The organism is Streptomyces sp. NPDC104381 (assembly GCF_055583745.1).
In genome coordinates this window covers 201,649-226,755 of record NZ_JBVJNK010000008.1, presented here as the reverse complement: position 1 = coordinate 226,755, position 25,107 = coordinate 201,649, and the positions used below count along the sequence as shown (strand labels likewise).

Here is a 25,107-nt window from a genome sequence, read left to right as displayed (position 1 = left end):
GCCCGCGGGGCGTTGGCGGGGGGGGGGCTGTTCGCCGGGGGGGGGGGCCCGGTTTTTGTCGCGGTGTCGGGGGGGGGGGGGGGGGGTCGGGGGCCTGCCCCCCCCCCGGCCCACCCCGTATCGTGAACCCCGCCCCACCCCCCTCTCACGTCACAGCCGCTCCACCGCCGCAGCGGCCGCAGCACTCCGCATCGCACGAGGAGCACGCACGACCATGGCCGAGCATGACGATCACCCTGCCTACCCCGTCGGACTGCGCCTGACCGGGCGCCGCGTCGTCGTCGTCGGCGGCGGCCAGGTCGCGCAGCGCCGGCTGCCCGCCCTCATCGCGGCCGGGGCCGACATCACCCTGGTCTCCCCGTCCGCGACCGCCTCCGTCGAGGCGATGGCCGACACCGGCGAGATCCGCTGGGAGCGCCGCAGGTACCAGGACGGCGACCTCGCCGACACCTGGTACGCGCTGGTCGCGTCCTCCGACCCGGTGGCCAACGACGCCGCGTCCGCCGAGGCCGAGCGCACCCGCACCTGGTGCGTCCGGAGCGACGACGCGGAGGCGGCGACCGCCTGGACGCCGGCCACGGGCCGCAGCGAGGGCATCACCGTCGCCGTCCTCACCACCACCTCGCAGGGCCGCGACCCCCGGCACTCCGCCGCCGTCCGCGACGCGATCGTGGAGGGGCTGCGCGACGGCACCCTCGCCGCCCCGCACCACCGCACCCGCGCCCCCGGTGTCGCGCTGGTGGGCGGCGGACCCGGCGACCCCGACCTGATCACGGTCCGCGGCCGTCGTCTCCTCGCCGAGGCCGACGTGGTCATCGCCGACCGGCTCGGCCCCCGCGACCTGCTCGACGAGCTCCCGCCGCACGTCGAGGTGATCGACGCGGCGAAGATCCCGTACGGGCGCTACATGGCGCAGGAGGCGATCAACCAGGCGCTGATCGACCACGCCAAGGCCGGCAGGTCCGTGGTCCGCCTCAAGGGCGGCGACCCGTTCGTCTTCGGCCGTGGCATGGAGGAGGCGCAGGCCCTGGCCGCCGAAGGCATCGCCTGCACGGTCGTCCCCGGGATCTCCAGCTCGATCTCCGTACCGGGGGCCGCCGGTATCCCCGTCACCCACCGGGGGGTGGCGCACGAGTTCACGGTGGTCAGCGGCCATGTGGCGCCCGACGACCCGCGCTCCCTGGTCGACTGGAAGGCGCTCGCGCAGCTGCGCGGCACCCTGGTCCTCCTGATGGCCGTCGACAAGATCGGCGCCATCTCCCAGGCCCTCATCGCCCACGGCAAGTCCCCCGACACCCCGGTGGCCCTGGTCCAGGAGGGCACCACGGCGGCCCAGCGCAGGGTCGACGCGACCCTCGCGGACGTCGGGGAGCGCGTCGTCGCGGAAGACGTACGCCCCCCGGCGGTCATCGTCATCGGCGACGTCGTCGCCGTCGGCACGGACCTGGCGGCAGCACCCCGTGGCTGAACTCATCACCGTCGACGACCCGGACGACCCCAGGCTGGCCGACTACACCGGTCTGACCGACGTCGAGCTCCGGCGCCGGCGCGAACCCGCCGAGGGACTCTTCATCGCCGAGGGCGAGAAGGTCATCCGGCGCGCGGCGAACGCCGGGTACGAGATGCGGTCCATGCTGCTCTCCGCCAAGTGGGTCGACGTCATGCGCGATGTGATCGAGGAGGCCACCGCCCCGGTCTACGCGGTCACCCCGGCCCTCGCGGAACAGGTCACCGGCTACCACGTGCACCGTGGCGCCCTCGCCTCCATGCAGCGCAAGCCGCTCCCGGACGTCGGCACGCTGCTGGCCCCGTCCCCCGAGCGGGGGAGCGTACGGCGGGTCGCCGTGTTCGAGGACATCGTCGACCACGCCAACGTCGGGGCCGCCTTCCGCAACGCCGCCGCACTCGGCGTCGACGCCGTCCTGCTCACCCCGCGCTGCGCCGACCCCTTCTACCGGCGGGCGGTGAAGGTCTCGATGGGATCCGTCTTCCACGTCCCCTGGACCCGCCTGACGTCCTGGCCCGAGGACACCGGCCTGCTGCGCGAGGCCGGCTTCACCACGGCCGCGCTCTGCCTCAGCGACACCTCGATCACCCTGGACGAACTCGTCGCACGGCGGTACGAGAAGCTGGCGCTCGTCTTCGGCACGGAGGGCGACGGCCTCACCCCCGGGGCCCTCGCCGCGGCCGACACCCATGTACGCATCCCGATGGACGCCGGGGTCGATTCGCTCAACGTCGCCGCGGCCTCAGCGGTCGCTTTCTACGCCACCCGGGCGATCTGACCCCGCGTCCCGTCCGGCTGCCCGGGGTGGGATGCGGCGTCGTACGTCTGTGACGGTGTGCCGCCCAGCCCGCGCGCCGGGCCCTGGCAGCCCTGGGCCGCCGCGATCCCCAGCGCGACCAGCAGGGTCACCACGACGAAGACGACGAGCCGCTGACGCAGCAGCCGGGGATTGGCGGGCCGCCGCTTCCCGGCCTTTCCCGCCGACGTCGTCCGTACGCCGGGCCGTGAGGCCTGCCTGCCGTTCGTGCCCTTCGCCCCGTGGGGCTGCTGCTGCCCGGAGCGCGGACCGCCCCGCGCGGGCCGGGACTGCGAACCACCGGTGCGAGGGGCCCCCGTACGCGACGCCGTACGCCGCCCGCCCGGGGCCCGCGACTCCTGGGCCGGTCCGCCGGCCGTGCGCCGGGTCGACTGCTCGGTGTACGGGCCCTCCAGCCGGCCGGTCGGCCGGTCCAGCTCCTGCGCGCCCCGCTGCGCGGGCGGCCTGCGCTCGTGCAGCCCCTGCGCCTCACGCGCGGCGATCTCCTTGAGCCGCATGGAGAGCTGCAGGGTGCTCGGCCGCTCCTCCGGATCCTTCGCCAGACAGGCCCGTACGAGCGGGGCCAGCGCGTCGTGCACATCGAAGAGGTGCGGCTCCTCGTGGACCACGCGGTAGAGCATCACCTCGGAACTGCCGTGGCCGAAGGGTGAGTCCGCCATGGCCGCGTAGGCCAGGGTGGCGCCCAGCGAGAACACGTCCGTCGCGGGCGTCACGGCCGCACCGCGCACCTGTTCGGGCGCCAGGAAGCCGGGCGAGCCGACGGCCGTCCCGACATGGGTGAGCGTGCTCGCCCCGGTCGCCCAGGCGATGCCGAAGTCGATGATCCGGGGGCCCTTGGGTGAGAGGAGGATGTTGGACGGCTTCAGGTCACGGTGGACGACACCGGCCTCGTGCACCGCCACCAGGCCCTCCGAGAGCGCCGCCCCGATCGAGGCCACCTCGGCGGCCGACAGCGGGCCCTCCTCGGCGACCTTGTCGTGCAGCGAGGGGCCCGGCACGTACTGCGTCGCGAACCACGGGCGGTCCGCCTCCAGATCGGCGGCCACCAGCCGGGCCGTACACCCGCCGCGGATCCGCCGGGCGGCGGACACCTCGCGTGCGAAACGCGAGCGGAACTCCTGGTCCTCCGCCAGATCAGGCCGGATCACCTTGAGCGCCACCCGCTGGCCCCTGCGGTCGGAACCCAGATAGACGACTCCCATGCCGCCCGCCCCGAGCCGCCGGTGCAGCCTGAACGAGCCGACGACACGCGGGTCCTCGCGCCGGAGCCGCATCATCGCCATCGTCTGCCCATCCCCGCTGCCGGTCCGCCTGACGAGGCACAGCTTACGTACCCGTGGCGCGGCGCGCTCAGAGGCCGCGCCCTCGCCGCCCCATCGATTGTCAGTGCCGGGCGCGAGAACTGAGGAGTGGTCAGTGGGCCGTGGATCCAGGACCGGTGGCCTGTGCCGGGCGCCAAAGGGCCGTCGCACAAGGGGGATTGGATCCATGAAGGGTGATCGTGCGCAAACGGTCGTGGACCCGGGGGACGCGACCAGGACGTACGGAGCGGTGGCCTCCGGGGCGGGCCGCCGGGTGGAGACAGCGGTCCGCCGGGGTGTGGTGGAAGTGAGTGAAGTCACCCTCCCCCGTAGCGCCTGAAGACCTCCGCCGTGCGGCGACCGGGATGCCCGAGTCCACCGTCCGTCGGAGGTCTTCGTACGTCCGGTGCCGGGGCCGGTCCGCACCACGAGGACGAATCTCCTGGAGACCCTTGACACATGGGTGACGCACCCGCATTCTTTCGCCAGAAAACGCAACGGCGTTGCGATTTCCGCACCGACAAAGACGGAACGAAGACGGAACGAAGGAGGCCGGCCCATGGCGGTCAACGGCGCTGACACCACCCCTGTCGAAGCCGCACCCCAGGCCCCCGGCGTCCTCCAGACCGTGGACCGGGCCCTGGTCGTCCTGCTCACCTTCACCGAGCAGCGCCCCGAGTGGGGCGTCAGCGAGCTCTCCCGTCACCACGGCTGGGACAAGGCGGTCGTCCAGCGACTGCTCACCACCCTGACCGCCCGCGGGTTCCTGATCTGCGACGACACCACCCGCCGCTACCGTCCGGGCCCCGCACTCTCCCGGCTCGCCCGGGTCGGCGAACACAGCGGTGTGCTGCCCTCGCTCGCCCGGCCGATACTCGCCCGGCTGCTGCGCGAGACAGGGGAGAGCGTCGTCCTGAACGTCCCGCACGGCTCCAGCTACCGCTGCGCCGCCGCCGTCGACGGAACCGGGCCCGTCCGCTACACCGCCATCATCGGCGCGGTCATGCCCGGCCACGCGGGAGCGTCCGGCCACACCCTCTTCGCGTACCAGCCCGAACGCGAGGTCCGGCAGATGTTCGGCCCCACCGGGCTCGCCCGGTTCAACGACCGGACCATCACCGACCTGGACGCGCTGCTCGACTGCTACGCCCGGGTCCGTGCCGAAGGGCACTGCGTCAGTTACGGCGAGTACGACGAGGCCGTCACCGCGGTCTCCGCCCCCGTCCTCCAGGGCGGCGCCGTCGCCGCCTCCCTCACCGTCATCGGCCCCTCCCACCGTGTGGACCGGGCCGTCGACACGCTCGTACCGCTGGTGCGCGCCGGAGCCGCGGAGATCACCGCGGCGCTCGGCGGCTGAACCGGCCCGACCCCGAACCGCTGGATCCCGCGGCGCCCCGCGCCGCCGGTGCGCCCCGGCCTGCCCGCGCACCGATGGGTGACAGCCCCCATCCAGTCCCGCTCACCGAAGGGGGTGCCCCGTGGCGCACCACGCCTCCGCCCCGCACCACGTACCACCGCCGTCCGGGTCCCACCCCGAGGAGGACGAAGCCCACCCCCGGGTCCTCGAACCCGTGCTGCTGGTCATCCTGGTGGTGCTCGCAGCCGTCGGCGCGGTCATCGGCATCGACCTCGTGTCGAAGCTGGGCATCTCCGCCAACACCTCGGTCGTCGGCGCGCTCGTCGCCATGCTCATCGGTCGCATCCCGCTCGGCTTCCTGCGCCGTATGCGGTCCGTGCACCGGCAGAACCTCGCCCAGAGCGCCATCTCCGCGGCGACCTTCGCCTCGGCGAACGCCCTGCTCACGTCCGTCGCCATCCCGTACGTCTTCGGGCGGCAGGACCTGGTCTGGCCGATGCTCGCCGGATCGTTCACCGGGCTGCTCGTGGACGCCTGGGTGCTCTACCGGTCCTTCGGATCCCGGCTGCTGCCCGCCGACGCCGCCTGGCCGCCCGGAACGGCCGCCGCCGAGACCATCAAGGCCGGCGACCGGGGCGGCCGACGCGCGCTGATCCTCGCCGGCGGCACCGCCGTCGGCCTGGCCGGGACCCTCCTCAGCCTGCCGCTGTCCGCCGCCGGTGTGGCCTTCCTGGGCAACGTCTGGGCGCTGATGATGTTCGGCGTCGGGCTGATGCTGCGCCAGTACAGCCCCGACCTCTTCGACACCGACCTGGGCGCCGGTTTCATCCCGCACGGCGTCATGGTCGGCGCGGGCGTCGTCGCCCTGGGACAGGCCGTCCACATGCTGGTGGGCCGCCGCGCCCGTAGGAAGGGGAAGGCCGCCGAGGGGAAAGCCGCACGTGAGTCGGCCAGCACCCTCGTCGTGGAGGACCCGACCGTCGAGCACACCGTCGACGAGCGCTCCCTGCGGCTGGCCCTCGTCCGTGGCTACGCGCTGTTCACCGCGGGCGCCGTCGTGCTCGCCGTCCTCGGAGGGCTCATCGGCGACATGAGTCCGCTCGGCATCGTCGGCTGGGTCCTGTTCGCCGCCTTCGCGGCGCTCGTCCACGAACTGATCGTCGGCCTCGCCGCCATGCAGTCCGGCTGGTTCCCGTCCTTCGCCGTCACCCTCATCTTCCTGATCCTCGGCCTCGCCATGGGCATCCCCTCCGTGCCGCTGGCCCTGCTGATCGGATATGTCTCCGCCACCGGCCCGGCCTTCGCCGACATGGGCTACGACCTCAAGGCCGGCTGGCTGCTCCGCCGCGACCACCGCCCCTGGAACGCGTACGAGCGCGAGGGCCGGCGCCAGCAGTTCCTGGCCGCCCTGATCGGCTTCGCCGTCGCCCTGGTGGTCGTCGCCGTCGCCTGGCGCTCGTACTTCGGACAGGGCCTCATCCCGCCCGTCGCGAAGGTCTATGCCGACACCATCAAGAGCGGCCTCAGCGACCCCGACGCGGTGCGCACCATGCTGCTCTGGGCCATCCCCGGCGCCGCGATCCAGCTGATCGGCGGCACCCGCCGTCAGATGGGCGTCATGCTCGCCACCGGCCTGCTCATCCTCACCCCGCAGGCCTGCTGGCTGGTCCTCGGCGCCCTGGCCGTGCGCGTCGTCTACCGCAGGCTGCGCGGCCCCGCGGCGGACGAGGAGCTCAACCTCGTCGGCGCCGGCGTCATCGCCGGCAGCTCGCTCGGGGACTCCGCCCAGATCCTCAAGACCTGACCCGAGCCACCACCCGCACCACCCGCACCACCCGCACCACCCGCAAGGCAAGGAGATACCCCACCGTGGACATGTACAGCAGGCTCGAACCGCGCCCCGAGTACCTCAGCTTCGAACTGGCCCTGGCCGCCCGCAAGCTCGTCGAGGAGGTCATGCTCGTCAAGCGCGGCGAGCACGTCGTCCTCACCGGTGACACCAGCAGCGACCGCCGGGTCGTCGAGGCCACCGCGCAGGCCGTCGCCGCCGCCGGCGCACACCCCGTCATCGTCTGGTACGGGACGATGCCCGGCGCCTCCATGGAGCCGCCCCGCCCCGTGGCCGGTGCGATAGCCGACGCGGACGTGTGGATCGAGTTCGCCGTCTCCTACGTCATGCACTCCGACGCCTTCCGCGCCGCCATGGCGAACGGCTGCCGCTACACGAACCTCACCGCCATGGACGTCCAGATGCTGGTCGCCACCGTCGGCCGCCCCGACTTCCAGGGGGTCATCCGCCTCGGCAAGGCGCTCGTCGCCCTCCTCGAAGCCGCGGACGAGGTGCGCATCACCTCCGCCAACGGCACCGACCTCGTCGGCCGCAACGGGGACCGGCCGATCAACCTGCGCGGCAAGCCCGCCGAGAAGCCCGGCGAGACCGTCATGCTCTCCGGCCAGATCTCCTGGAACCCCCTGGAGGAGACCCAGGACGGTGTCCTCGTCTTCGACGGCGCCCTGTGGCCGCCGGACGAGATCGGCCTGCTGCGCTCCCCGGTCCGCTGCACCGTCGAGAAGGGCGTCGTCACCAGGATCGAGGGCGGCGCCGACGCCGACACCTTCCGCCGCTGGATGGAATCCTTCGACGACCCGAACATGTTCCGGGTGGCCCACTGGTCCCTCGGCTTCAACCCCGGTGTGCTCGCACCGACGGGCCGCATCGTGGAGGACGAACGCGTCTTCGGCTGCGTCGAACTCGGCATCGGCACCAAGGGCGCCTGGATCGGCGGCGAACCCTGGGTCGCCGCCGCCCACACCGACGGCAGCGTGCTCGGCCCGTCCCTCTACCTGGACGGCGTCGCGATCGAGGAGAACGGCCGCTACGTCCACCCCGAACTCGTGGAGATCTGCCGCGAGCTCGGCGTAGCCGGCTACTGAGCCCGTACGGCGGCGGGCAGGCACCTGACGCCTGCCCGCCGCCCCGCGCGTGCCGCCCCCGCCACCCCGAACCCCGCCCTCCCCGCGACCAGGAGCGCCCATGTCCACACCCCCGCCCGTCTCCTACCGCCACGGCGGCCTCGTCTGCACCGACCACACCCTCGACGTACCGCTCGACCACCAGGACCCGGCGGGCCCCACCCTCGGCCTGTTCGCCCGCGAAGTGGTCGCCGAGGGACGGGAGCACGAGAACCTGCCCCGGCTGCTCTGGCTCCAGGGCGGCCCCGGCGGCCGGGCCGAACGCCCCAACGCGGCGGGCGCCTGGCTCCGTCGCGCCCTCACCGGACACCGCGTCGTCCTGATGGACCAGCGCGGCACCGGACGCTCCGCCCCCGCCGACCGGCGCACCCTCGCCCGGTTCGGCACGGACCACCGAGCAGCCGCCGGCCATCTCGGCCTCTTCCGCGCCGACTCGATCGTCCACGACGCCGAACTCCTGCGCCGCCACCTCCAGGACGACCGGCCCTGGAGCGTCCTCGGGCAGAGCTTCGGCGGCTTCGCCACCCTCACCTACCTCAGCCTCGCACCCGAAGGGCTGGCCCAGGCCTACATCACCGGCGGCCTGCCGACGCTCACCGGCCACGCCGACGACGTCTACCGCGCGGCGTACGCCCGCACCCTCGCCCACAACGAGCGCTACTTCGCGCGCTATCCGGGCGACCAGCGGCTCGCCGACGCCGTCGCCGCGCACCTGGAGGCACACGACGTACGGATGCCGACCGGCGAGCGGCTCACGGTGCGCCGCTTCCAGACGCTCGGCATCACCTTCGGCACCTCGGCCAAATTCGACTCGCTCCACTACCTCCTGGAGACCGCCTTCACCGACGGTGCCCGCGGGCCCGAGCTCACCGACACCTTCCTGCGGGGCGTGGACGCCGCGGTGTCCTTCGCCGAACGCCCCCTCTACGCCGCGCTGCACGAGCCGATCTACGCCCAGGGGCCCCGCCCCACCGACTGGTCCGCGCACCGCGTCCGGGAGGAGTTCCCCGCCTTCGACGCCCGCCCCGGCAGCCCCCTGCGCTTCACCGGCGAGATGGTCTACCCCTGGCAGTTCGAGGAGGACCCCTCCCTCGTCCCGCTCCGGGGAGCCGCGGAGGTCCTCGCCGCGCGCACGGACTGGCCCGCCCTGTACGACCTCGGGCAACTGGCGGCCAACGAGGTGCCGGTGGTGGCCGCCGTCTACCAGGACGACATGTACGTCGACCGGGAACACTCCCTGGCCACCGCCGCGGCCGTCCGCGGGCTGCGCACCTGGGTCACCCCCGACCACGCCCACGACGGCGTCCGCGCCGACGCCGCGGTCTTCGACCGGCTGCTCTCGATGGCGAGCGGCGAGGACTGAGCTCACGTGAGCGCCGCGAGCCGTCCCCGGGCAGACCCTTAGGGCCTCTCGTTTGGATCAGGCCGGGCTCGCGGGGTCTGGCACGCACTCCCCCAAGCTCTCGACTTCGCTCGAGCAGGGGGGACCCCCAGCGGCGTTGTCGTCAATCTTCCCCAAGGTCTCGGCTTCGCTCGACCAGGGGAGGCCCCAATCGCTCCGCGTTGCCTCAATCCTCCGCCTTGCAGCTGCACGCACCAGACCCCGCTCCCTGATCCGGCCTGATCCAAACGAACGACCCCTAGGTGCCGGGTGCCGCAGCCGGCACCGTTTCTCCACCCAGGGGAGTACACCGAAGGTGGCCGGCTCATCCTCCGGGAGGCCCGGCATTCGGTACGCGGGCATGACGCCGTGCGGTTCCGGCCTCCCTAATGTGGGAGTCAAGCGGCGGGCGTGGAACTCGTCCCCCGAGGCCAGACGCCCGCCGCTCCGGAACAGGTCAGGAGAGGAACCATGGCGGACACGGCCACGCGGACGATCATCCGCACGCAGGGACGCAGGGCCTACACCGCGTTCGGCGTACGCCCGTCCGGCACGCGCCACCCGCTGGTGGCGACAGCCATGGTCCTTCCCCTGGCGGCCCTGCTGGTCGTCGTCTTCGGCGGCTGGGACGCAGTGGTCACACAGGCGTCGTCCGTGGGCGTGATGCTGGGGCGCTGAGCGGCGCCCCGGGTCCGGAAGAGCGGTCCGGACCGGGACATCCGGCCAACAGCCCCGTGGGGACGGGGGTGCGGCGGACGGCAGCGTTTGTCCGGCCAGCTGGGGAGCTGGCCGGACATCGCGCTGTCCGGACCCTTTTCGCCGCAGACGGCCGAGTCCGGCGGCGGACGGCCGAGTCCGGCCGCGTACAGCCACGTACGATCGCCGCCGGGACCGGCCGCGGGCCGGCCGACCACATCCGCGGGAGCCGATCCGATGACCACCACCCCCGTCGTACGCGCGCTGGGCGACCTCGCGCACGGCAGCGCCCACGCCGGCCCGGCGGCGTGCGCGTGCCCCGAGCCCCAGGTGCTCGCGGACCGCCCCGACGGCACCGTGGTCCGCAGCGGCCGGGTCGTCGCCAAGGCGCACGCCGCCGACTCGGAGGCCACCGCCCTCGCGGCCCGCCTGTCCCTGGCCGCCTCCCCCCGGCTGGCGGGCATCCTGCTCCCGCCGCTCCCCGCCCCGGCCGGACCGCCCGGCACCGCCGGGGGCCGCACCGTCAGCCTCTGGCCGTACGGCGCGCCCGTCGACCCCACGGACCCCGGCGCCGCCCCCTGGGAGGACGCCGCCGCCCTGCTGGCCCGGTTGCACCGCACGCCGCCGCCGCACCCGCTCCCGCCGATGCGCGGGCCGGTCAAGGCCGCCCGGGCCGTGGCGCGGATGTGCGCGGCCCGCCCCGGCGACCCGGCCACCGGCCCCGTCCTGGCCGCCTGGCGGGGGCTGCCCGGCTGGGCCCGCGCCGAGCACCCGGTGCCCGGACCCAGGTCCGGCTTCCTGTGCCACGGCGATCTGCACCTCGGCCAGCTCGTACGGCATCCCGCCGAACACGGCCGCTGGCTGCTGATCGACATCGACGACACCGGCCTGGGCGACCCCGCCTGGGACCTGGCGCGGCCCGCCGCCTGGTACGCGGCCGGGCTCCTGCCGCCGGCGATCTGGCTGCGCTTCCTCGACACCTACCGGGCGGCCGGCGGCCCGGCCGTGCGGCCCGAAGGGGACCCGTGGCCCGAGCTGGACGTCGCCGCGCGCGCGCTCACGGTGCAGACCGCCGCCCTGGCCCTCGCCAAGTCCGCGGCGGAGGACCGCAGTCCGGATGAGGTGGAACAGTTGATGATCGATGCATGTGCCCGCATTGCGTCCCTCCCGCCCGAGTTGGCACCCGAACACGCGTCGTAGGGTGAAGCGTTCGCCGCCGGGCATGCATTCCGGCGACGTCGTCACGACCTGAGGAGCCGACCCGATGATCCAGTGCCCCAAGTGCCACGCCCAGATGCACACGTACAACCGCAACGGTGTCCAGATCGAGCAGTGCAGCGGCTGTCGGGGAATCTTCCTCGACTACGGCGAGCTGGAGTCCCTGACCCGCCTGGAGTCGCAGTGGGCGCAGCAGGCTCCGCCCGCCCCGCAGGCCTACCCCGCCCCGCCCGCTCCGCAGGCCTACCCCGCCGCGCAGGCTCCCGCCTGGGGCGCACCGCACCAGGGCGGCCACTACGGCGGGCACCACCGCCAGAAGAGCTTCGGCCGGATGCTGTTCAGCTCCTGAACCGCCTCCCGGGCGGGTAGTGCCGCAGGGCGGGTCCGGACCCGGCGTCCGGGCCCGCATTGCATACGGTCGACGGAGTTGCGTTCATGATCTAGTCATGGCCATGGCTGATGCCTAAAGTGCGGGTGCATGAACTTCCTCGACAGGTCCCGAACTGTCGCGCCCCCGGGGTGGAGCCGCTGGCTCGTGCCGCCCGCCGCGCTCGCCGTGCATCTCTCCATCGGACAGGCCTACGCCTGGAGCGTGTTCAAGCCTCCGCTCGAATCCGCCCTCGACCTCTCGGGTACCGCCAGTGCTCTCCCGTTCCAGCTGGGCATCGTCATGCTCGGCCTCTCCGCCGCGTTCGGCGGCACCCTCGTCGAACGCAACGGCCCCCGCTGGGCCATGTTCGTCTCCCTGGTCTGCTTCTCCTCCGGCTTCCTCGTCGCCGCGCTCGGCGCCTCCACCGGCCAGTACTGGCTCGTCGTGCTCGGCTACGGCTTCATCGGCGGCATAGGCCTGGGCATCGGCTACATCTCCCCGGTCTCCACCCTCATCAAGTGGTTCCCCGACCGCCCCGGCATGGCGACCGGCATCGCCATCATGGGATTCGGCGGCGGCGCCCTCATCGCCTCACCCTGGTCCACCGGGATGCTGGAGAGCTTCGGTACGGACCGCTCCGGCATCGCCACCGCCTTCCTCGTCCACGGAGTCGTCTACGCCGCCTTCATGGCGCTCGGCGTCTTCCTCGTACGGGTGCCGCCGGAGGGCTGGCTCCCCGACGGCTGGGAACCGAAGCAGGAGACCCGCAGGCTCGTCACCAACGCCCAGGTCTCCGCCCGCAACGCCCTGCGCACCCCGCAGTTCTGGTGCCTGTGGGTGGTCCTCTGCATGAACGTCACCGCGGGCATCGGGATCCTCGAGAAGGCCGTCCCGATGATCCAGGACTTCTTCGCGAACACGGCCACCCCGGTCTCGGTCTCCGCGGCCGCGGGCTTCGTCGCCCTGCTCTCGCTGGCCAACATGGGCGGACGCCTCCTGTGGTCGTCCACCTCGGACCTCATCGGCCGCAAGAACATGTACCGGATCTACCTCGGCGTCGGCGCCCTGATGTACGTGGTCATCGCCCAGCTCGGCGACGACTCCAAGCCGCTGTTCATCTGCTGCGCGCTGGTGATCCTCTCCTTCTACGGCGGCGGGTTCGCGACCGCGCCCGCCTATCTGAAGGACCTCTTCGGGACGTACCAGGTGGGAGCCATCCACGGACGGCTGCTCACCGCCTGGTCCACGGCCGGCGTCCTCGGCCCGCTGATCGTCAACCGGGTCGCGGACGCGGGGGAGCGGGCGGGTCACAGCGGCCCCAGCCTCTACGGGACCTCCCTCACCATCATGATCGGGCTGCTGATCGTCGGCTTCGTCGCCAACGAGTGCATCCGCCCCGTCCACGCGCGTTTCCACGAGGCACCGGAAGGGAGCCCCCGTGTCCACCAGCAGTCGTAAACCGCTCATGGTGTTCGCCTGGCTCTGGGTCGCCGTGCCGTTCGCCTACGGGCTGTACGAGCTCGTCCGCAAGGCCACCCAGCTCTTCACCGGCTGACCCCGCCCGCCCACGACAGAACCCCCGGTCGTCGAGACGACCGGGGGTTCCGGATGGTGCGCGATACTGGGATTGAACCAGTGACCTCTTCCGTGTCAGGGAAGCGCTCTCCCGCTGAGCTAATCGCGCAGGGTGACCCTGCGTGTACTGCGTGCGCGATACTGGGATTGAACCAGTGACCTCTTCCGTGTCAGGGAAGCGCTCTCCCGCTGAGCTAATCGCGCGGGGATCCTTGCGGACCGGTGGACGATACTGGGATTGAACCAGTGACCCCTTCCGTGTCAGGGAAGTGCTCTCCCGCTGAGCTAATCGTCCTTGGAGGTGGAGACGGGATTTGAACCCGTGTAGACGGCTTTGCAGGCCGTTGCCTCGCCTCTCGGCCACTCCACCAGGGGTGGGGGTTCGGGAAGATCCCCCACCTTCTGCGAGCGGACGACCAGGTTCGAACTGGCGACCTCAACCTTGGCAAGGTTGCGCTCTACCAACTGAGCTACGTCCGCTTGTCTTTCCCGGTCCGCTTGCGCGTCCCGGCGACGTGTTGAACTCTAGCGGATTCCCGGGCCAGCACAAAAACGCGTTTGCGCAGCGTGCTGCGCCACCCACCGCCCGCCGCAGGTCACCGCGTGCGGACCTAGACTCGGTCACGTGCGCCACCTCACCCCCCTCGCCCGCTTCGGTGGCCTCGTCGCCACCGGTCTGCTGGACGTCACGAACGATCCGGCGGCTCTTGAATCGTCCGGTTTCTGGGCGGTATGCGCGGACTTCGAAGGCCGTCTCGTCTGCGCCCGCTTCGCCACCGTGCGTTCCGAGGAGGTCCCCCTCCCCGTGCCCGGGGCCTGGCGGGGGCCCGCCCCGGAGGAGTGGACGTCCTCTCTCGACGAGCACGCCTACCTGGCCGGAGTGCGACGGATCCGTGAACACATCGCGGCCGGCGAGGTCTATCAGGCCAACCTCTGCAGGGTCCTCTCCGCGCCGCTCCCCGGCCCCGGGGCCGACGTGGACGCGCTCACCGCTCTGCTCGCCCGGGGCAACCCGGCCCCCTACGCCGGCACGATCCGCCTCCCCGAGCACGGTGTGGAGATCGCCACTGCGTCCCCCGAGCTCTTCCTCGCCCGCGACGGCCGGACCGTCGAGTCCGGCCCGATCAAGGGCACCGGGCGCACCGAGGACGACCTGCTGGAGAAGGACCACGCCGAGAACGTGATGATCGTGGACCTCGTCCGCAACGACCTGGGCCGGGTCTGCGAACCCGGCAGCGTCGGCGTCCCCGACCTCTGCGCCGTGGAGAAGCACCCGGGGCTCGTCCACCTCGTCTCCACCGTGCGCGGACGGCTCGCCGACGGCGCCGGGTGGCCCGAGCTGCTCACCGCGGCCTTCCCGCCCGGATCGGTCACCGGCGCCCCCAAGTCCAGCGCGCTGCGGATCATCGAGGACCTGGAGACGGCACCCCGCGGCCCGTACTGCGGAGCGGTCGGCTGGGTGGACGCCGACCGGGGCACCGCGGAGCTGGCGGTCGGCATACGGACCTTCTGGATCGACCGCACCGGGCCCGCCCCGCTGCTCCGCTTCGGCACCGGAGCGGGCATCACCTGGGGGTCCGACCCGGCGCGCGAGTGGGCCGAGACCGAGCTCAAGGCCTCCCGGCTGCTCGCTGTAGCGTCGGGCGCCTACGAGGAAACAGGAAGGACCGCGTCATGAGGATTTGGGTCAACGGCGGACTGTGCGACGCCGATGACGCCCGGCTGTCCGTGCTCGATCACGGGCTGACCGTGGGGGACGGCATCTTCGAGACCGTCCGGGTCTCCGTCGGCCGTCCCTTCGCGCTCACCCGGCACCTCGACCGGCTGACGCGCTCGGCCAGGGGCCTGGGCCTGGCCGACCCCGACCACGACGAGGTCCGCCGCGCGGTCGCCGCCGTCGTCGAGGCCAACCCCGTGGAGCTCGGCCGGCTCCGGATCACCTTCACCGGCGGCCTCGCGTCCCTCGGCTCCGATCGCGGCGACGCGGGCCCCAGCCTGGTGGTCGCCCTGGGCGGGACGACCCGCCGCCCCGACAGCACGGCCGTGATCACCGTCCCCTGGACGCGTAACGAACGCGGCGCGGTGACGGGCCTCAAGACCACCTCGTACGCCGAGAACGTCGTCGCTCTCGCGCGCGCCCACGAGCACGGCGCCTCGGAGGCGCTCTTCCCCAACACGGTCGGCCGACTCTGCGAGGGCACCGGCTCCAACGTCTTCGTCGTCCTCGACGGCCGGATCCACACACCCCCGGTCACCTCCGGGTGCCTCGCCGGAATCACCAGGGCCCTCGTCGTGGAGTGGACGGGCGCCCAGGAGACCGACCTCCCGCTGGACGTGCTCGAACGGGCCGAGGAGATCTTCCTGACCTCCACGCTCCGCGACATCCAGGCCGTCCACCGAGTCGACGGCCGGGAGCTGCCCGGCGCCCCGGGGCCGGTGACGGCGAAGGCGATGCGGGTCTTCGACGAGCGCGCGGCGGACGATCTCGACCCGTGAGCCGGCCCGCCCGGACCGGGGAAGCCCGTAAGCCGGCCCGGAAAAGGGGTGACTCCACCGCCTCCAGCGGATAGAACACCCTGATGACCACGACCATCCGGCCGGCCGGGCCGGTCCAGCAGGGCGCCGACGGCGCGCGGGCACGCACGTACGACGTGTGCGACAACGGGCGGCCCGTGGGGGCCGTCGGCATCTCCACCGACCCGGCGTTCGGGCCCACGGCGGGCATACTCCGCTCGCTCTCCGTCGAGGAGGCGCACCGCAGGCGCGGCCGGGGGACCATCGCCGCGCTCGCCGCCGAGGAGGTGCTGCGCGGCTGGGGCTGCACCCAGGTCCGCCTGGTGGCCCCGGCGGACAACAGCGCGGCCCGGTCCCTGGCGGCGGTGCTCGGCTACACCGAGCGCAGCAGGAACATGCTGAAGACACTGCGCAGGACGGCCCCCGCGCTGCCGGCCGGGGTCACCGGACGCCCCATGACGGAGGCGGAATACGCCGAGTGGGCGGCCACCAGCGTGGAGACGTACGCGCAGAGCTGGGTGGAGCGCGGCGTCCCGGAGGAGCAGGCCCGGCGCAAGTCCGAGACCGACCACGCCACCAACCTGCCGGACGGCCTGGCCACCCGGGGCATGCACTTCCACGTCCTGGTCCACGAGGGCGCGGTCGTCGGCCATGTCTGGGTGGCGCGGCACGAGGAGCCGGACGGCGACGACCTCGGCTACGTGTTCGACGTGGAGGTGCGCGAGGAGCACCGGGGACGCGGCTACGGCCGGGCGCTGATGCACCTCGCGGAGGACGTCACGCTCGACGCCGGCCTCGGCCTGCTCGGGCTGCACGTCTTCGCGTCCAACACCCCCGCGCTGCGGCTGTACGAGTCGCTCGGCTATGAGGTGACGCAGTACAACCTGGCCAAGGCGCTGTAGCCGGTCCCGGGTGCCGGGTCGGTCCCGGGTGCCGGGTCAGTCCTGGGCGGCGAGCAGACGGTCGGCGATCTCCTCGATACGCGCGCGCAGCCCTTCCTGGCTCTTCCCGCCGTCCAGCCGCTCGTCGCCGATCACATACGTCGGGGTGCCGGTGACGCCGATCGCCTTGCCCTCGGCCTGGTCGGCGTCGACGATCAGCAGATGCCGGCCGTCGATCAGGGCGGTGTCGAACTCCTCGGCGTCCAGGCCGAGTTCGCCCGCCACTTCGATCAGCAGGGGCTCGCCCGCCCGGGCCAGGTCGGCGGTCCGGGCCAGCACGGCCTCGATGTACGGCCATCCCTTGCCCTGGACCAGGGCCTCCTCGGCCGCCTGCGCCGCCGCGTACGCGTGCTTGTGCTTGTCCAGCGGGAAGTGGCGGAGCCGCACCTCCAACCGGTCGCCGTAGCGGGCGCGCAGGGCGTGGACGTCGGAGAGGGCCTGGTGGCAGTCGGGGCACTCGAGCTCGCACCAGAGGTCGAGGACGACCGGCGCCGCGGAGGGGGAATCGCTCATGCGATCAGTCTTTCAGGCCGGACCCGCGCGTCCCAATCGGGACCTGGGGAGGATCACGGCCCTGAAAAGTCCCTGATGTGGTCCCTCGCCGTGGCCCCCGCGGCGGTGACCGGTGCAGGATGGAAGGGACGTATCCCGATCGCTGGAGGCCCCGATGCTTGCCGAGACCATCTGTTCCGCGGTGTCTGCGGCCGGTTTGGGTATCGCCGCGATCACCGCGTACCGAAAGCGGTTCCTCACGGCGACCCGGATCGCCGCCTACTCGCTGGTGCCCGTCGGCCTGGTGATGACCGGTGTCGTGGACTGGGTGTCGGACATCGCCTTCAAGCCGAGTGTCTGGATCGGGTTCGGGCTGCTGGCCGTGGCGTGGCTGCTCTTCATGACCACGCGCGCCGTGGAGCGCCGGAGCGGCTCGACCCGCAAGGAGCGCAAGGCCGCGCGGGCGGCGGAGCGCGGCGGCGCGGTCGCGCCGGCGGCGTCGTCACCCTCGCTGACCTCGGGCGCCGGGGCCACGGCCGGACAGGCACAGGCGCAGGAGAAGCCGAGGAAGAAGCAGCAGGCCGCCGCGCCCGGTGACGACTTCAGTGACATCGAGGCCATCCTGAAGAAGCACGGCATCTGACAGCCGCTCACCCGCGCACGTGACATGAATCGATTCATGGTGGGCTGCGGGCGCGGGAGCGCCCGTACGCGCCGCACGGCTCGGTATATTCGGGTGGCGTCACCCCGATCTTGACGGTATCCGGTGGATGCGGTTAGCGTCCCGAGCGGATTGAAACAATTCAATCGGCGGGCGCGGCCCGGACGACGGCACGACGAACGCGCCGTACGCACGTCCGCGGACCAGGACCGGCGCCGACGCCCGGTGGCCGGATGCATCAGTGGGGCAGGGCAAGTGGCGCGTGTGGCAGGGATCAAGGACGTGGCCCGGCAGGCCGGAGTCTCCGTGGGCACGGTCTCCAATGTGATCAACCGCCCCGAGGCGGTGCTTCCCGACACCCGGGCCCGTGTCCTCGCGGCGATCGAGGAGCTCGGATACGTACGCAGCGAGTCGGCCCGGCAGCTCAGGGCGGGCCGTAGCCGCATCATGGCCCTGCTGGTGCTGGACATGGGCAACCCGTTCTTCGTCGACGTCGCCCGCGGCGCCGAACGCGCGGCCCGCGAGGCCGGTCTCGGGGTGATGGTCTGCAACAGCGGCCAGAGCCCGGAGGAGGAGGCCGAGTACCTCGGGCTCTTCGCCGAGCAGCGGGTCTGCGGGGTGCTGGTCACCCCGGCCGACGCCACCGGCGGCAATCTCGAGGCCTTCGCCCGCCACCGCATCCCCTACGTGCTGGTCGACCGGGTGGCGGCGACCACCGACACCTGTGCGGTCTCCGTCGACGACGTGCGCGGCGGCACGCTCGCCGTCGGGCACCTCGTCTCGGCGGGCCACCGCTCCGTCGCCTATGTGAGCGGCCCCGGCGACCTCCACCAGATCAGGGACCGCCGAGAGGGCGCCCTCGCGGCGCTCACCGAGGCGGGGCTCGGCCCCGAGGCACTCGTGGAGATCCCCTCCGACCGCCTGGACGTCGCGGCGGGCCGCGACGCGGGAGCCCGGCTGCTCGGCCTCGTACCCAGACCGACCGCGGTGTTCTGCGCCAACGACCTGCTGGCGCTCGGCGTCCTTCAGTCGCTGTACGCCGCAGGGGTGCGGGTCCCGCAGGACATCGCCATCGTGGGTTACGACGACATCGAATTCGCCGCGGCCGCCGCCGTGCCCCTCACCTCGGTACGCCAGCCCGCAGTCGTGATGGGCAGGATGGCGGCGGAGCTCCTCCTGGAGGAGGCCGACGACGAGGACGGCGGCCACCGGCACCGGAGCGTGGTGCTCCAGCCGGAGCTCGTCGTACGCGCCTCCAGCGCCGCGCCGCGCTGATCAGGAGGCCCCGGCGTCGCCGGCGCGGGGCTTCCGGGGCACCCGGGACGAACGGGTGGATGATCTTCGGGCGTGGGAGCGATTCCGTTCATCCTGGAGTGGTGAACTCACCCTGCGAAAGGGTTCGTTGATCGCCAACAGGGCCCGCTCTGCGTCATGATCGCTACGAGATGGTGGACACATCCCGGGGCGACGCCCCCGCACCCCCCGCCGAAGAGCCGCGTGGCTGCCTCTTCGCGCTTTCCCAGCCTCCGCTGATGATCTTCCTGACCGTGGTCGGCGGCCTGCTGCTGATGGCCGCCCTGCACGATCTGTTCCTGCTGTGAGCGGCCGCCGAACACCACGCCGCACGAGGCCGCCGGGCCCTCCCCGCCGGACGCGGCTGCCGTGCCCTCCCCGCCCGACGCGGCCGCCGTGCCGCCCCGGCCGGGCGCACACTCAGCGCGTGGCTTCCCGGCGCCGGGCGCGGTACGCGGCGACGTGGAGCCGGTTACCGCAGGTGCGGCTGGAGCAGTAGCGGCGGGAGCGGTTGCGCGACAGGTCGACGAAGGCGTCCCGGCAGTCCGGGGCCTCGCAGCGCCGCAGCCGTTCCTGCTCGCCCGCCACGACGATGAAGGCCAGCGCCATGCCGCAGTCGGCCGCGAGGTGGTCCGCGATGGAGGCGTCCGGCGCGAAGTAGTGGACGTGCCAGTCGTAGCCGTCGTGATCGGTCAGCTGCGGGGTGGTGCCGGCGGCGGCCACCAGACTGTTGACGAGGTCCGCTGCGGTGCGGGCGTCGGGCGCGGCGAATATCTCGGCGAACCGGTCCCGGACGTCCCGCACGGCGCGCAGGTCCTTGTCGCCGAGGGTTCCGACGCCGCTGATGTGGTGCCGCTCCGCGAAGGCGTAGAGCGCGGTGAGCTCCGCGAGTCCGTCGTCCGCTCCGCTCTCCGGTGCGGTGTTCACCAGATCGGTCACCGTGTCGAGGGCGATCCGGGTGTCGTGTGGGATCAGCACGCTTCGCTCCCTGGCCTCCGGCGGACGGGCGCCCGCCGATGCGGCCCGACTCTACTGGCTCGGCGAAGGCGCACACGGGCCGGTGCGGGCTCGACGGGGGAGGAAGGCCCCTTTTCCCGGACCGGTGTGCGACCGGAGCGTGGGCGGCCTCCTGGCGTCCCTGGAGCCCCGGCGGCGGGGGAGGCGAGGCGTGTGGGGCGGATGATGCGGCCGTGACACCTGCGGTCGACCCCGCCGGCCGACCCCGCCCGAGCCCTGGCGCACCCGCGCCCCGGCCCGCCCGAGCCCTGGCGCACCCGCGCCTCTGCCCCATCCGTACGTCCGCCCGCGCGCAGCGGCGCCGCCGCCGCGGTGGGTTCCGCGGCGACGGCGCCGGTGTCTGCCCTATGAGGTTGTCCGCGCGACGCCGTCTCCCCGAGTCGGACGGCGTCCCGCAGCTCTCGGCCTGGCTCAGCTCTCGGCCAGGATGTGTGAGAGCTCCGTATCGAGGTCGAAGTGACGATGCTCGGTTCCGGGCGGGACCGCGGCGTCGGTCCTTTTGAGGAACGACTCCAGGGCCCTCGCCGGGGCTTCCAGCAGGGCTTCGCCCTCCGGGGAGCTCAGTGCGATGCAGACGACGCCTTGGCCGTGACTCCGTGATGGCCAGACGCGGACGTCTCCGGTGCCGGTGGGCCGGTGCAGCCCCTCGGCAAGGAGGTCACGGGCGAAAACCCATTCGACCGTCTCCTCCGCTCCGGTGTGGAAGGTGGCGTGCACGGCATAGGGATCGGCCGTGTCATACCGCAGGCCCGCGGGTACAGGCAGTGAGGACTCGCTCGACACAACGAGGCGCAGGTGCAGCTCGCAGCTGACCGTGGTGTTCATAAGCGCCAGGGCCTTTCGCTCAGTGTGCGCTCGGGGATTCGCACGTCGGCGAAATCGACATGCCACCTACGGTGGCGTTGTAAACCCCTCTGACCTATTTGTGATGCTTCAGGTCCCTCGTCCAGCGGTGTGTAACTTTGGGTTATGCGTCCATTCCGGTGACGATCTCGGTTCCGGTAGGTTGGGCTTCATGAACGCGGAGAGTGACGAGCGGGACGAGGTCGCCGCGACGGCGGCCACCGGTCCCGCCACGGGGGACGGACGTACGGCGGAGCGTGAGCTGGGCTCGCGCGCGCCCGGGTTCATCAAGGGATCGAGGGTTCTCCACCTGAGCTGGCAGGTCGGGATCTTCGTCGTCGGCCTCGCCGTGGTCGGCGCGGGCATCGTGATGCTTCCGCTGCCCGGCCCGGGCTGGCTGGTGATCTTCGGCGGCATGGCGATCTGGGCGACCGAGTTCGTCTGGGCGCAGCTCGTCCTGCGCTGGACCCGGCGCAAGGTCACCGAGGCCGCCCAGCGGGCCCTCGACCCCAAGGTCCGGCGGCGCAACATCATCCTCACCACGGTGGGGCTCGTGATCATCGCGGTGCTCGTCGGGATCTACGTCTGGAAGTTCGGCATAGTGATGCCGTGGAAGATCGACCAGTGACCCGGCGGTGGTCCCGGGGCGCCCCTGACATGGGGTAATGTGTGCGGTGCGCCGGGGCGATTAGCTCAGTGGGAGAGCGCTTCGTTCACACCGAAGAGGTCACTGGTTCGAACCCAGTATCGCCCACCCCGGACCGATGGCCCGGAAGCTTCTGAGAAGCTTCCGGGCCATCGGCGTTTCCGCGTACGCCCGTCGTCGCCCCGCCCGCGCGGCTGTTCGGCCCGTCGTCCGGCCGCCGAAATTTCGTCCTAACCGTTGACGCGCCCCCTGCCGCTCCTTACTTTGACCCAGCAAGCGCTTTCTAAAACGATTCAATGCGAACGGTGGGGGCGAGCTATGTCTCGGAACAACGGCATGGACCGGCGGCAGCTGCTGAAGCTGGCCGGCCTCTCCGCGGCCGGTCTCGGGCTGACCGCGGCCGGCTGCGGCTCGGGCAGCGGTTCCGGCGGTCCGGTCACCATCCGGCACGCGTGGTGGGGCGCGGACGACCGTGCCAAGAAGATCCAGCAGTGCGTCGGCCTCTTCGAGAAGAAGCACCCGAAGATCAAGGTGAAGACGGACTTCCAGCAGTACGCGGACTTCTGGAAGAAGTTCAACACCCAGGCGGCGGGCGGCAACCCCCCGGACGTCATCCAGAACGCCGTCACCTTCCTGCGCAAGTACGAGGCGAAGAACGTCCTCCTCGACCTGGCCCCCCAGGCGGAGAAGGGCAACCTCGACCTCGGCGGCTTCCGCTCCGGGCTGGAGAAGTTCGCCGAGATCGACGGCAAGCTGCTCGGCGTGCCGGTCGGCAGCAACTCGATGGCGCTGGTCATCGACGAGAAGGTGTACGAGAAGGCCGGCATCACGCCCGAGATCGGCTGGACGTGGGACGACTGGCTCGCCGGTCTGGAGAAGATCAAGCGCGGCCAGGGGATCGCGGGCGACGCCGGACCGCACGGCGTGATGTACCTCTACGACCTGATCCTCCGCCAGAACGGCAAGGCCTTCTTCACCGAGGACGGCATGGGATTCGGCGAGGCCGAACTCCTGCCGTACTGGACCGAGGCCCTGGAGCGGGTCAAGGCGGGGCTCTACGCCGACCCCAACAAGGTCGAGCAGATCAAGCCCGCCTCCGCGACCGCCAAGGGCCTGTCCGCCGGGGAGTTCACCTGGGACAACTTCTCGGTCCGCTACAGCGCGGAGGGCAAGAGCAGCTACGGCCTCGCGCCCATCCCGAGCACCGACGGCAAGAAGACCGGCCAGTACCTGGGATCCCTGATGCTGAGCGGCTCGGCGCGCACCAAGCACCCCGCCGAGGTGGCCACCTTCATCAGCTTCATGACCCACGACCCCGAGGTCGCCCGGATCATGGGATACGACCGCGGAGTGCCCGCCACCACCGCGCAGTTCGAGGCGTACGAGCCCTCCGACGCCCCCAGCAAGGCCATCGGCGCGTACGAGACGGCGATCGCCGACGCGGGTGTCCTGGAGCCGATCACCCCGCACCCCGCCGGCGCGGACGTCATCGAGGCGGCCTTCCTGCGCATAGGCGCCGACCTGGCGCTGGGCAAGACCTCGCCGAAGGACTCCGTCAAGCAGTTCTTCTCCGAGGCGAAGACCGCCCTCGCCTCGAACTGAGAGGACCGTGGTGACTCACATCCAGACCTCCCCGGGCGTGCTCGCCGCCGGGGACGACCGCTCCGCCTCCGAGCGGAACGGTCCCGGAGGAAACGCGCCGCCCGCCGCCCCCGAGCGGCGGAACCGCGGCGAGAACGTGGCCGGCTACCTGTTCATGTCGCCGTGGATCGCCGGCTTCCTGTTCCTGATCGCCGGACCGATGGTGTTCTCGCTGTACTTGTCGTTCACCGAGTACAACCTGTTCGAGGCCCCGCGCTGGATCGGTCTGCAGAACTTCACCGACATGTTCGCGGACCCCCGGTGGCGCCAGTCCGTCAAGGTCACCTCCTGGTACGTGCTGATCGGCACCCCGATCAAGCTGGCGGCCGCACTCGCCGTCGCCATGCTGCTCGCCCAGAAGCGGTGGGGCCAGTCCTTCTACCGTGCGGCCTTCTACGCCCCCTCCCTCATCGGCGCCAGCGTCTCGGCGGCCATCGTCTGGCGCGCGCTCTTCTCGGACGACGCGATCGTCGACCGTACGCAGAAGGTGTTCGGCATCGAGGTCGGCGGCTGGATCGGCGACCCGGCGATGATCATCTACGCGCTGATCGCCCTCACCGTCTGGCAGTTCGGCGCGCCGATGGTCATCTTCCTGGCCGGCCTCAAGCAGGTCCCGCGTGAGCTGTACGAGGCCGCCGAGGTGGACGGGGCCGGCTCCTGGCGCAGGTTCTTCCACATCACCCTGCCGATGATCTCGCCGGTGCTGTTCTTCAACGTCCTGCTGGAGACCATCCACTCGTTCCAGATCTTCGGCTCGGCTTACATCGTCAGCAACGGCAGCTGCGGACCGGCCGACGCGACGCTCGTCTACACCTGCTACCTGTACGAACAAGGCTTCGTGAACAGCCGCATGGGCTTCGCCTCGGCCATGGGATGGCTGCTGCTGCTCGCGGTCGGCCTGGTCACCGCCGTGCTGTTCTGGTCCCAGAAGCGCTGGGTGCACTACGAGGAGGGCGGCCGATGAGTCTCCTGACAACAGCCGTACGCCGCCGGGGACCCGGAGCACTCGCCTGGCACATCGGCGCGCTCGTCATCCTCGCCGTGGTCCTCTACCCGGTGGCCTGGACGATCGGGGCCTCGTTCAAGCCGAGCGCCGACATCATCGGCGGCCTCGACCTTTTCCCCGCGGACCCGATCGGCGACAACTACGCCCGGCTCACCGAGGGCATCGCCGACATCCCGATCTCGACGTTCTTCCTGAACTCGGCCTACATAGCCATCGGTTCCGTGATCGGCGTCGTACTGTCCTGCTCGCTGACCGCCTACGCCTTCGCCAAGGTGCGGTTCGCCGGCCGCAACCTCATGTTCGCCGTCATGATCGGCACGCTCCTGCTGCCGTACCACGTACTGATCATTCCGCAGTACGTCCTGTTCCAGAAGCTGGAGCTGATCAACACCTTCACCCCCCTGCTGATCGGCAAGTACCTCGCCACCGACGCCTTCTTCGTCTTCCTGATGGTGCAGTTCATGCGCGGTCTGCCCAGGGAGCTCGACGAGGCGGCGCGGCTGGACGGCTGCGGGCACCTGAGGACCTACTGGTCCATCGTCATGCCGCTCTGCCGGCCGGCGCTCGTCACCAGCGCGATCTTCACGTTCATCAACGCCTGGAACGACTTCATGGGCCCCCTGCTGTACCTCAACGAGCCGGACAAGTACACGGTCTCCATGGGGCTGAAGATGTTCATCGACCAGGACGCGGTGGCGGACTACGGCGGCATGGTCGCCATGTCCCTGGTCGCCCTGCTCCCGGTGCTGGCCTTCTTCGTGGCGTTCCAGCGGTACCTGATCGACGGCATGGCCACCTCGGGCCTGAAGGGCTGACACCGTGGCGACGAAGACCCGTACCCAGGCCGGGAGTTCGCGG

Annotated in this window: 25 protein-coding genes and 6 tRNA genes; 22 read left to right on the top strand and 9 right to left on the bottom strand. The window is 71.8% G+C overall.

Annotated elements, in window-relative coordinates; all coding sequences use genetic code 11:
- Nucleotides 1-214: 214 nt before the first annotated feature.
- Nucleotides 215-1,468 carry a uroporphyrinogen-III C-methyltransferase gene (gene cobA, locus ACZ607_RS27705; protein WP_469738871.1) on the top strand — a complete coding sequence of 418 codons (1,254 nt, stop codon included), beginning with the start codon at nt 215-217 and terminating at the stop codon, nt 1,466-1,468.
- Entirely contained in the window at nt 1,461-2,285 is an 825-nt protein-coding gene (locus ACZ607_RS27700) for a TrmH family RNA methyltransferase (protein ID WP_469738869.1), read from the top strand. Before cobA ends, ACZ607_RS27700 begins: the two co-directional genes overlap by 8 nt.
- On the opposite strand, the gene ACZ607_RS27695 is transcribed toward ACZ607_RS27700, so the two are convergent.
- Nucleotides 2,264-3,607, bottom strand: a complete 1,344-nt coding sequence (locus tag ACZ607_RS27695) for a serine/threonine-protein kinase (RefSeq protein WP_469738867.1) — start codon at nt 3,605-3,607, stop codon at nt 2,264-2,266. The genes ACZ607_RS27700 and ACZ607_RS27695 overlap by 22 nt on opposite strands.
- Before the next feature lie 577 nt (nt 3,608-4,184).
- Here ACZ607_RS27695 and ACZ607_RS27690 point away from each other — a divergent pair.
- The 9 genes from ACZ607_RS27690 (at nt 4,185) to ACZ607_RS27650 (ending at nt 13,175) form a co-directional block, all read left to right on the top strand.
- On the top strand, nt 4,185-4,982 hold the full coding sequence (locus tag ACZ607_RS27690) for an IclR family transcriptional regulator (RefSeq protein WP_469738865.1): 798 nt from the start codon (nt 4,185-4,187) through the stop codon (nt 4,980-4,982).
- A 214-nt stretch (nt 4,983-5,196) separates the two neighbouring features.
- Nucleotides 5,197-6,786, top strand: coding sequence for an OPT/YSL family transporter (locus ACZ607_RS27685; protein ID WP_469739363.1), 1,590 nt, complete (start codon nt 5,197-5,199; stop codon nt 6,784-6,786).
- 71 nt (nt 6,787-6,857) lie between these two features.
- Nucleotides 6,858-7,916 (top strand): 2,5-dihydroxypyridine 5,6-dioxygenase NicX family protein, encoded by a 1,059-nt coding sequence (locus ACZ607_RS27680; protein ID WP_469739360.1) that lies wholly within the window; start codon nt 6,858-6,860, stop codon nt 7,914-7,916.
- 100 nt (nt 7,917-8,016) lie between these two features.
- Entirely contained in the window at nt 8,017-9,318 is a 1,302-nt protein-coding gene (locus tag ACZ607_RS27675; RefSeq protein WP_469738863.1) for an alpha/beta fold hydrolase, read from the top strand.
- Between the two features lie 489 nt (nt 9,319-9,807).
- Nucleotides 9,808-10,014, top strand: coding sequence for a hypothetical protein (locus tag ACZ607_RS27670; protein ID WP_099176808.1), 207 nt, complete (start codon nt 9,808-9,810; stop codon nt 10,012-10,014).
- Nucleotides 10,015-10,269: 255 nt separating this feature from the next.
- Nucleotides 10,270-11,232 (top strand): phosphotransferase family protein, encoded by a 963-nt coding sequence (locus ACZ607_RS27665; RefSeq protein WP_469738861.1) that lies wholly within the window; start codon nt 10,270-10,272, stop codon nt 11,230-11,232.
- Between the two features lie 64 nt (nt 11,233-11,296).
- The gene (locus tag ACZ607_RS27660; RefSeq protein ID WP_469738859.1) at nt 11,297-11,599 is read left to right on the top strand and encodes a TFIIB-type zinc ribbon-containing protein; all 303 of its coding nucleotides are present in this window, start codon (nt 11,297-11,299) and stop codon (nt 11,597-11,599) included.
- 129 nt (nt 11,600-11,728) lie between these two features.
- On the top strand, nt 11,729-13,078 hold the full coding sequence (locus tag ACZ607_RS27655; protein WP_469738857.1) for an L-lactate MFS transporter: 1,350 nt from the start codon (nt 11,729-11,731) through the stop codon (nt 13,076-13,078).
- Between the two features lie 7 nt (nt 13,079-13,085).
- Nucleotides 13,086-13,175, top strand: a complete 90-nt coding sequence (locus ACZ607_RS27650) for an MFS transporter small subunit (protein WP_469739357.1) — start codon at nt 13,086-13,088, stop codon at nt 13,173-13,175.
- 54 nt (nt 13,176-13,229) lie between these two features.
- On the opposite strand, the gene ACZ607_RS27645 is transcribed toward ACZ607_RS27650, so the two are convergent.
- The 5 genes from ACZ607_RS27645 to ACZ607_RS27625 form a co-directional block, all read right to left on the bottom strand.
- Nucleotides 13,230-13,304 (bottom strand) — tRNA-Val (locus ACZ607_RS27645).
- Between the two features lie 23 nt (nt 13,305-13,327).
- A tRNA-Val gene (locus tag ACZ607_RS27640) sits at nt 13,328-13,399 on the bottom strand.
- Nucleotides 13,400-13,418: 19 nt separating this feature from the next.
- A tRNA-Val gene (locus ACZ607_RS27635) sits at nt 13,419-13,490 on the bottom strand.
- Between the two features lies 1 nt (nt 13,491).
- Nucleotides 13,492-13,565: transfer RNA gene (locus ACZ607_RS27630), tRNA-Cys, on the bottom strand.
- A 37-nt stretch (nt 13,566-13,602) separates the two neighbouring features.
- Nucleotides 13,603-13,675, bottom strand: a tRNA-Gly gene (locus tag ACZ607_RS27625).
- 145 nt (nt 13,676-13,820) lie between these two features.
- Between ACZ607_RS27625 and ACZ607_RS27620 the strand changes: the two genes are divergently transcribed.
- The 3 genes from ACZ607_RS27620 to ACZ607_RS27610 all read left to right on the top strand — a co-directional run bounded on the left by ACZ607_RS27620 (nt 13,821) and on the right by ACZ607_RS27610 (nt 16,611).
- Complete coding sequence (locus ACZ607_RS27620; RefSeq protein WP_469738855.1) at nt 13,821-14,873, top strand: chorismate-binding protein; 1,053 nt, start codon at nt 13,821-13,823, stop codon at nt 14,871-14,873.
- Complete coding sequence (locus tag ACZ607_RS27615) at nt 14,870-15,691, top strand: aminotransferase class IV (RefSeq protein ID WP_469738853.1); 822 nt, start codon at nt 14,870-14,872, stop codon at nt 15,689-15,691. The genes ACZ607_RS27620 and ACZ607_RS27615 overlap by 4 nt, the downstream gene beginning before the upstream one ends.
- An 83-nt stretch (nt 15,692-15,774) precedes the next feature.
- Nucleotides 15,775-16,611, top strand: a complete 837-nt coding sequence (locus ACZ607_RS27610; RefSeq protein WP_469738851.1) for a GNAT family N-acetyltransferase — start codon at nt 15,775-15,777, stop codon at nt 16,609-16,611.
- Between the two features lie 36 nt (nt 16,612-16,647).
- On the opposite strand, the gene ACZ607_RS27605 is transcribed toward ACZ607_RS27610, so the two are convergent.
- Entirely contained in the window at nt 16,648-17,163 is a 516-nt protein-coding gene (locus ACZ607_RS27605) for a DsbA family protein (RefSeq protein WP_469738849.1), read from the bottom strand.
- Nucleotides 17,164-17,317: 154 nt separating this feature from the next.
- On the opposite strand from ACZ607_RS27605, the gene ACZ607_RS27600 reads away from it, so the two are divergent.
- From ACZ607_RS27600 to ACZ607_RS27590, 3 genes are all read left to right on the top strand, one after another.
- Nucleotides 17,318-17,785: a hypothetical protein gene (locus tag ACZ607_RS27600; RefSeq protein WP_469738847.1), complete on the top strand. Its 468-nt coding sequence runs from the start codon at nt 17,318-17,320 to the stop codon at nt 17,783-17,785.
- Between the two features lie 273 nt (nt 17,786-18,058).
- A complete protein-coding gene (locus ACZ607_RS27595) occupies nt 18,059-19,078 on the top strand; it encodes a LacI family DNA-binding transcriptional regulator (RefSeq protein ID WP_469738845.1) in 1,020 nt (339 codons plus the stop codon).
- 170 nt (nt 19,079-19,248) lie between these two features.
- Nucleotides 19,249-19,404, top strand: coding sequence for a hypothetical protein (locus ACZ607_RS27590; RefSeq protein WP_164493806.1), 156 nt, complete (start codon nt 19,249-19,251; stop codon nt 19,402-19,404).
- Between the two features lie 112 nt (nt 19,405-19,516).
- Here the strand turns inward: ACZ607_RS27590 and ACZ607_RS27585 are convergent, their stop codons facing one another.
- A complete protein-coding gene (locus ACZ607_RS27585) occupies nt 19,517-20,074 on the bottom strand; it encodes a CGNR zinc finger domain-containing protein (protein WP_469738840.1) in 558 nt (185 codons plus the stop codon).
- Between the two features lie 450 nt (nt 20,075-20,524).
- The gene (locus tag ACZ607_RS27580; protein WP_003959770.1) at nt 20,525-20,938 is read right to left on the bottom strand and encodes an SsgA family sporulation/cell division regulator; all 414 of its coding nucleotides are present in this window, start codon (nt 20,936-20,938) and stop codon (nt 20,525-20,527) included.
- 190 nt (nt 20,939-21,128) lie between these two features.
- Here ACZ607_RS27580 and ACZ607_RS27575 point away from each other — a divergent pair, with 190 nt between their 5' ends.
- From ACZ607_RS27575 to ACZ607_RS27555, 5 genes are all read left to right on the top strand, one after another.
- Complete coding sequence (locus ACZ607_RS27575) at nt 21,129-21,584, top strand: TIGR02611 family protein (protein WP_469738838.1); 456 nt, start codon at nt 21,129-21,131, stop codon at nt 21,582-21,584.
- A 54-nt stretch (nt 21,585-21,638) separates the two neighbouring features.
- A tRNA-Val gene (locus ACZ607_RS27570) sits at nt 21,639-21,710 on the top strand.
- A gap of 210 nt (nt 21,711-21,920) precedes the next feature.
- Entirely contained in the window at nt 21,921-23,204 is a 1,284-nt protein-coding gene (locus tag ACZ607_RS27565; RefSeq protein WP_469738836.1) for an ABC transporter substrate-binding protein, read from the top strand.
- Nucleotides 23,205-23,214: 10 nt separating this feature from the next.
- Nucleotides 23,215-24,207: a carbohydrate ABC transporter permease gene (locus tag ACZ607_RS27560; protein WP_469738834.1), complete on the top strand. Its 993-nt coding sequence runs from the start codon at nt 23,215-23,217 to the stop codon at nt 24,205-24,207.
- Complete coding sequence (locus tag ACZ607_RS27555; RefSeq protein ID WP_469738830.1) at nt 24,204-25,064, top strand: carbohydrate ABC transporter permease; 861 nt, start codon at nt 24,204-24,206, stop codon at nt 25,062-25,064. Before ACZ607_RS27560 ends, ACZ607_RS27555 begins: the two co-directional genes overlap by 4 nt.
- The last annotated feature ends 43 nt before the right edge of the window (nt 25,065-25,107 follow it).

Excerpts from the sequence above, each read along its gene's own strand:
- ACZ607_RS27660 (WP_469738859.1), top strand. The coding sequence starts at position 11,297 with ATGATCCAGTGCCCCAAGTGCCACGCCCAGATGCACACGTACAACCGC.
- ACZ607_RS27690 (WP_469738865.1), top strand. The coding sequence starts at position 4,185 with ATGGCGGTCAACGGCGCTGACACCACCCCTGTCGAAGCCGCACCCCAG.
- ACZ607_RS27650 (WP_469739357.1), top strand. The coding sequence starts at position 13,086 with ATGGTGTTCGCCTGGCTCTGGGTCGCCGTGCCGTTCGCCTACGGGCTG.
- ACZ607_RS27605 (WP_469738849.1), bottom strand. The coding sequence starts at position 17,163 with ATGAGCGATTCCCCCTCCGCGGCGCCGGTCGTCCTCGACCTCTGGTGC.
- ACZ607_RS27615 (WP_469738853.1), top strand. The coding sequence starts at position 14,870 with ATGAGGATTTGGGTCAACGGCGGACTGTGCGACGCCGATGACGCCCGG.
- ACZ607_RS27565 (WP_469738836.1), top strand. The coding sequence starts at position 21,921 with ATGTCTCGGAACAACGGCATGGACCGGCGGCAGCTGCTGAAGCTGGCC.
- ACZ607_RS27670 (WP_099176808.1), top strand. The coding sequence starts at position 9,808 with ATGGCGGACACGGCCACGCGGACGATCATCCGCACGCAGGGACGCAGG.
- ACZ607_RS27600 (WP_469738847.1), top strand. The coding sequence starts at position 17,318 with ATGCTTGCCGAGACCATCTGTTCCGCGGTGTCTGCGGCCGGTTTGGGT.
- ACZ607_RS27610 (WP_469738851.1), top strand. The coding sequence starts at position 15,775 with ATGACCACGACCATCCGGCCGGCCGGGCCGGTCCAGCAGGGCGCCGAC.
- ACZ607_RS27695 (WP_469738867.1), bottom strand. The coding sequence starts at position 3,607 with ATGGCGATGATGCGGCTCCGGCGCGAGGACCCGCGTGTCGTCGGCTCG.
- ACZ607_RS27590 (WP_164493806.1), top strand. The coding sequence starts at position 19,249 with ATGGTGGACACATCCCGGGGCGACGCCCCCGCACCCCCCGCCGAAGAG.
- ACZ607_RS27680 (WP_469739360.1), top strand. The coding sequence starts at position 6,858 with ATGTACAGCAGGCTCGAACCGCGCCCCGAGTACCTCAGCTTCGAACTG.
- cobA (WP_469738871.1), top strand. The coding sequence starts at position 215 with ATGGCCGAGCATGACGATCACCCTGCCTACCCCGTCGGACTGCGCCTG.
- ACZ607_RS27665 (WP_469738861.1), top strand. The coding sequence starts at position 10,270 with ATGACCACCACCCCCGTCGTACGCGCGCTGGGCGACCTCGCGCACGGC.
- ACZ607_RS27675 (WP_469738863.1), top strand. The coding sequence starts at position 8,017 with ATGTCCACACCCCCGCCCGTCTCCTACCGCCACGGCGGCCTCGTCTGC.
- ACZ607_RS27555 (WP_469738830.1), top strand. The coding sequence starts at position 24,204 with ATGAGTCTCCTGACAACAGCCGTACGCCGCCGGGGACCCGGAGCACTC.
- ACZ607_RS27580 (WP_003959770.1), bottom strand. The coding sequence starts at position 20,938 with ATGAACACCACGGTCAGCTGCGAGCTGCACCTGCGCCTCGTTGTGTCG.
- ACZ607_RS27655 (WP_469738857.1), top strand. The coding sequence starts at position 11,729 with ATGAACTTCCTCGACAGGTCCCGAACTGTCGCGCCCCCGGGGTGGAGC.
- ACZ607_RS27575 (WP_469738838.1), top strand. The coding sequence starts at position 21,129 with ATGAACGCGGAGAGTGACGAGCGGGACGAGGTCGCCGCGACGGCGGCC.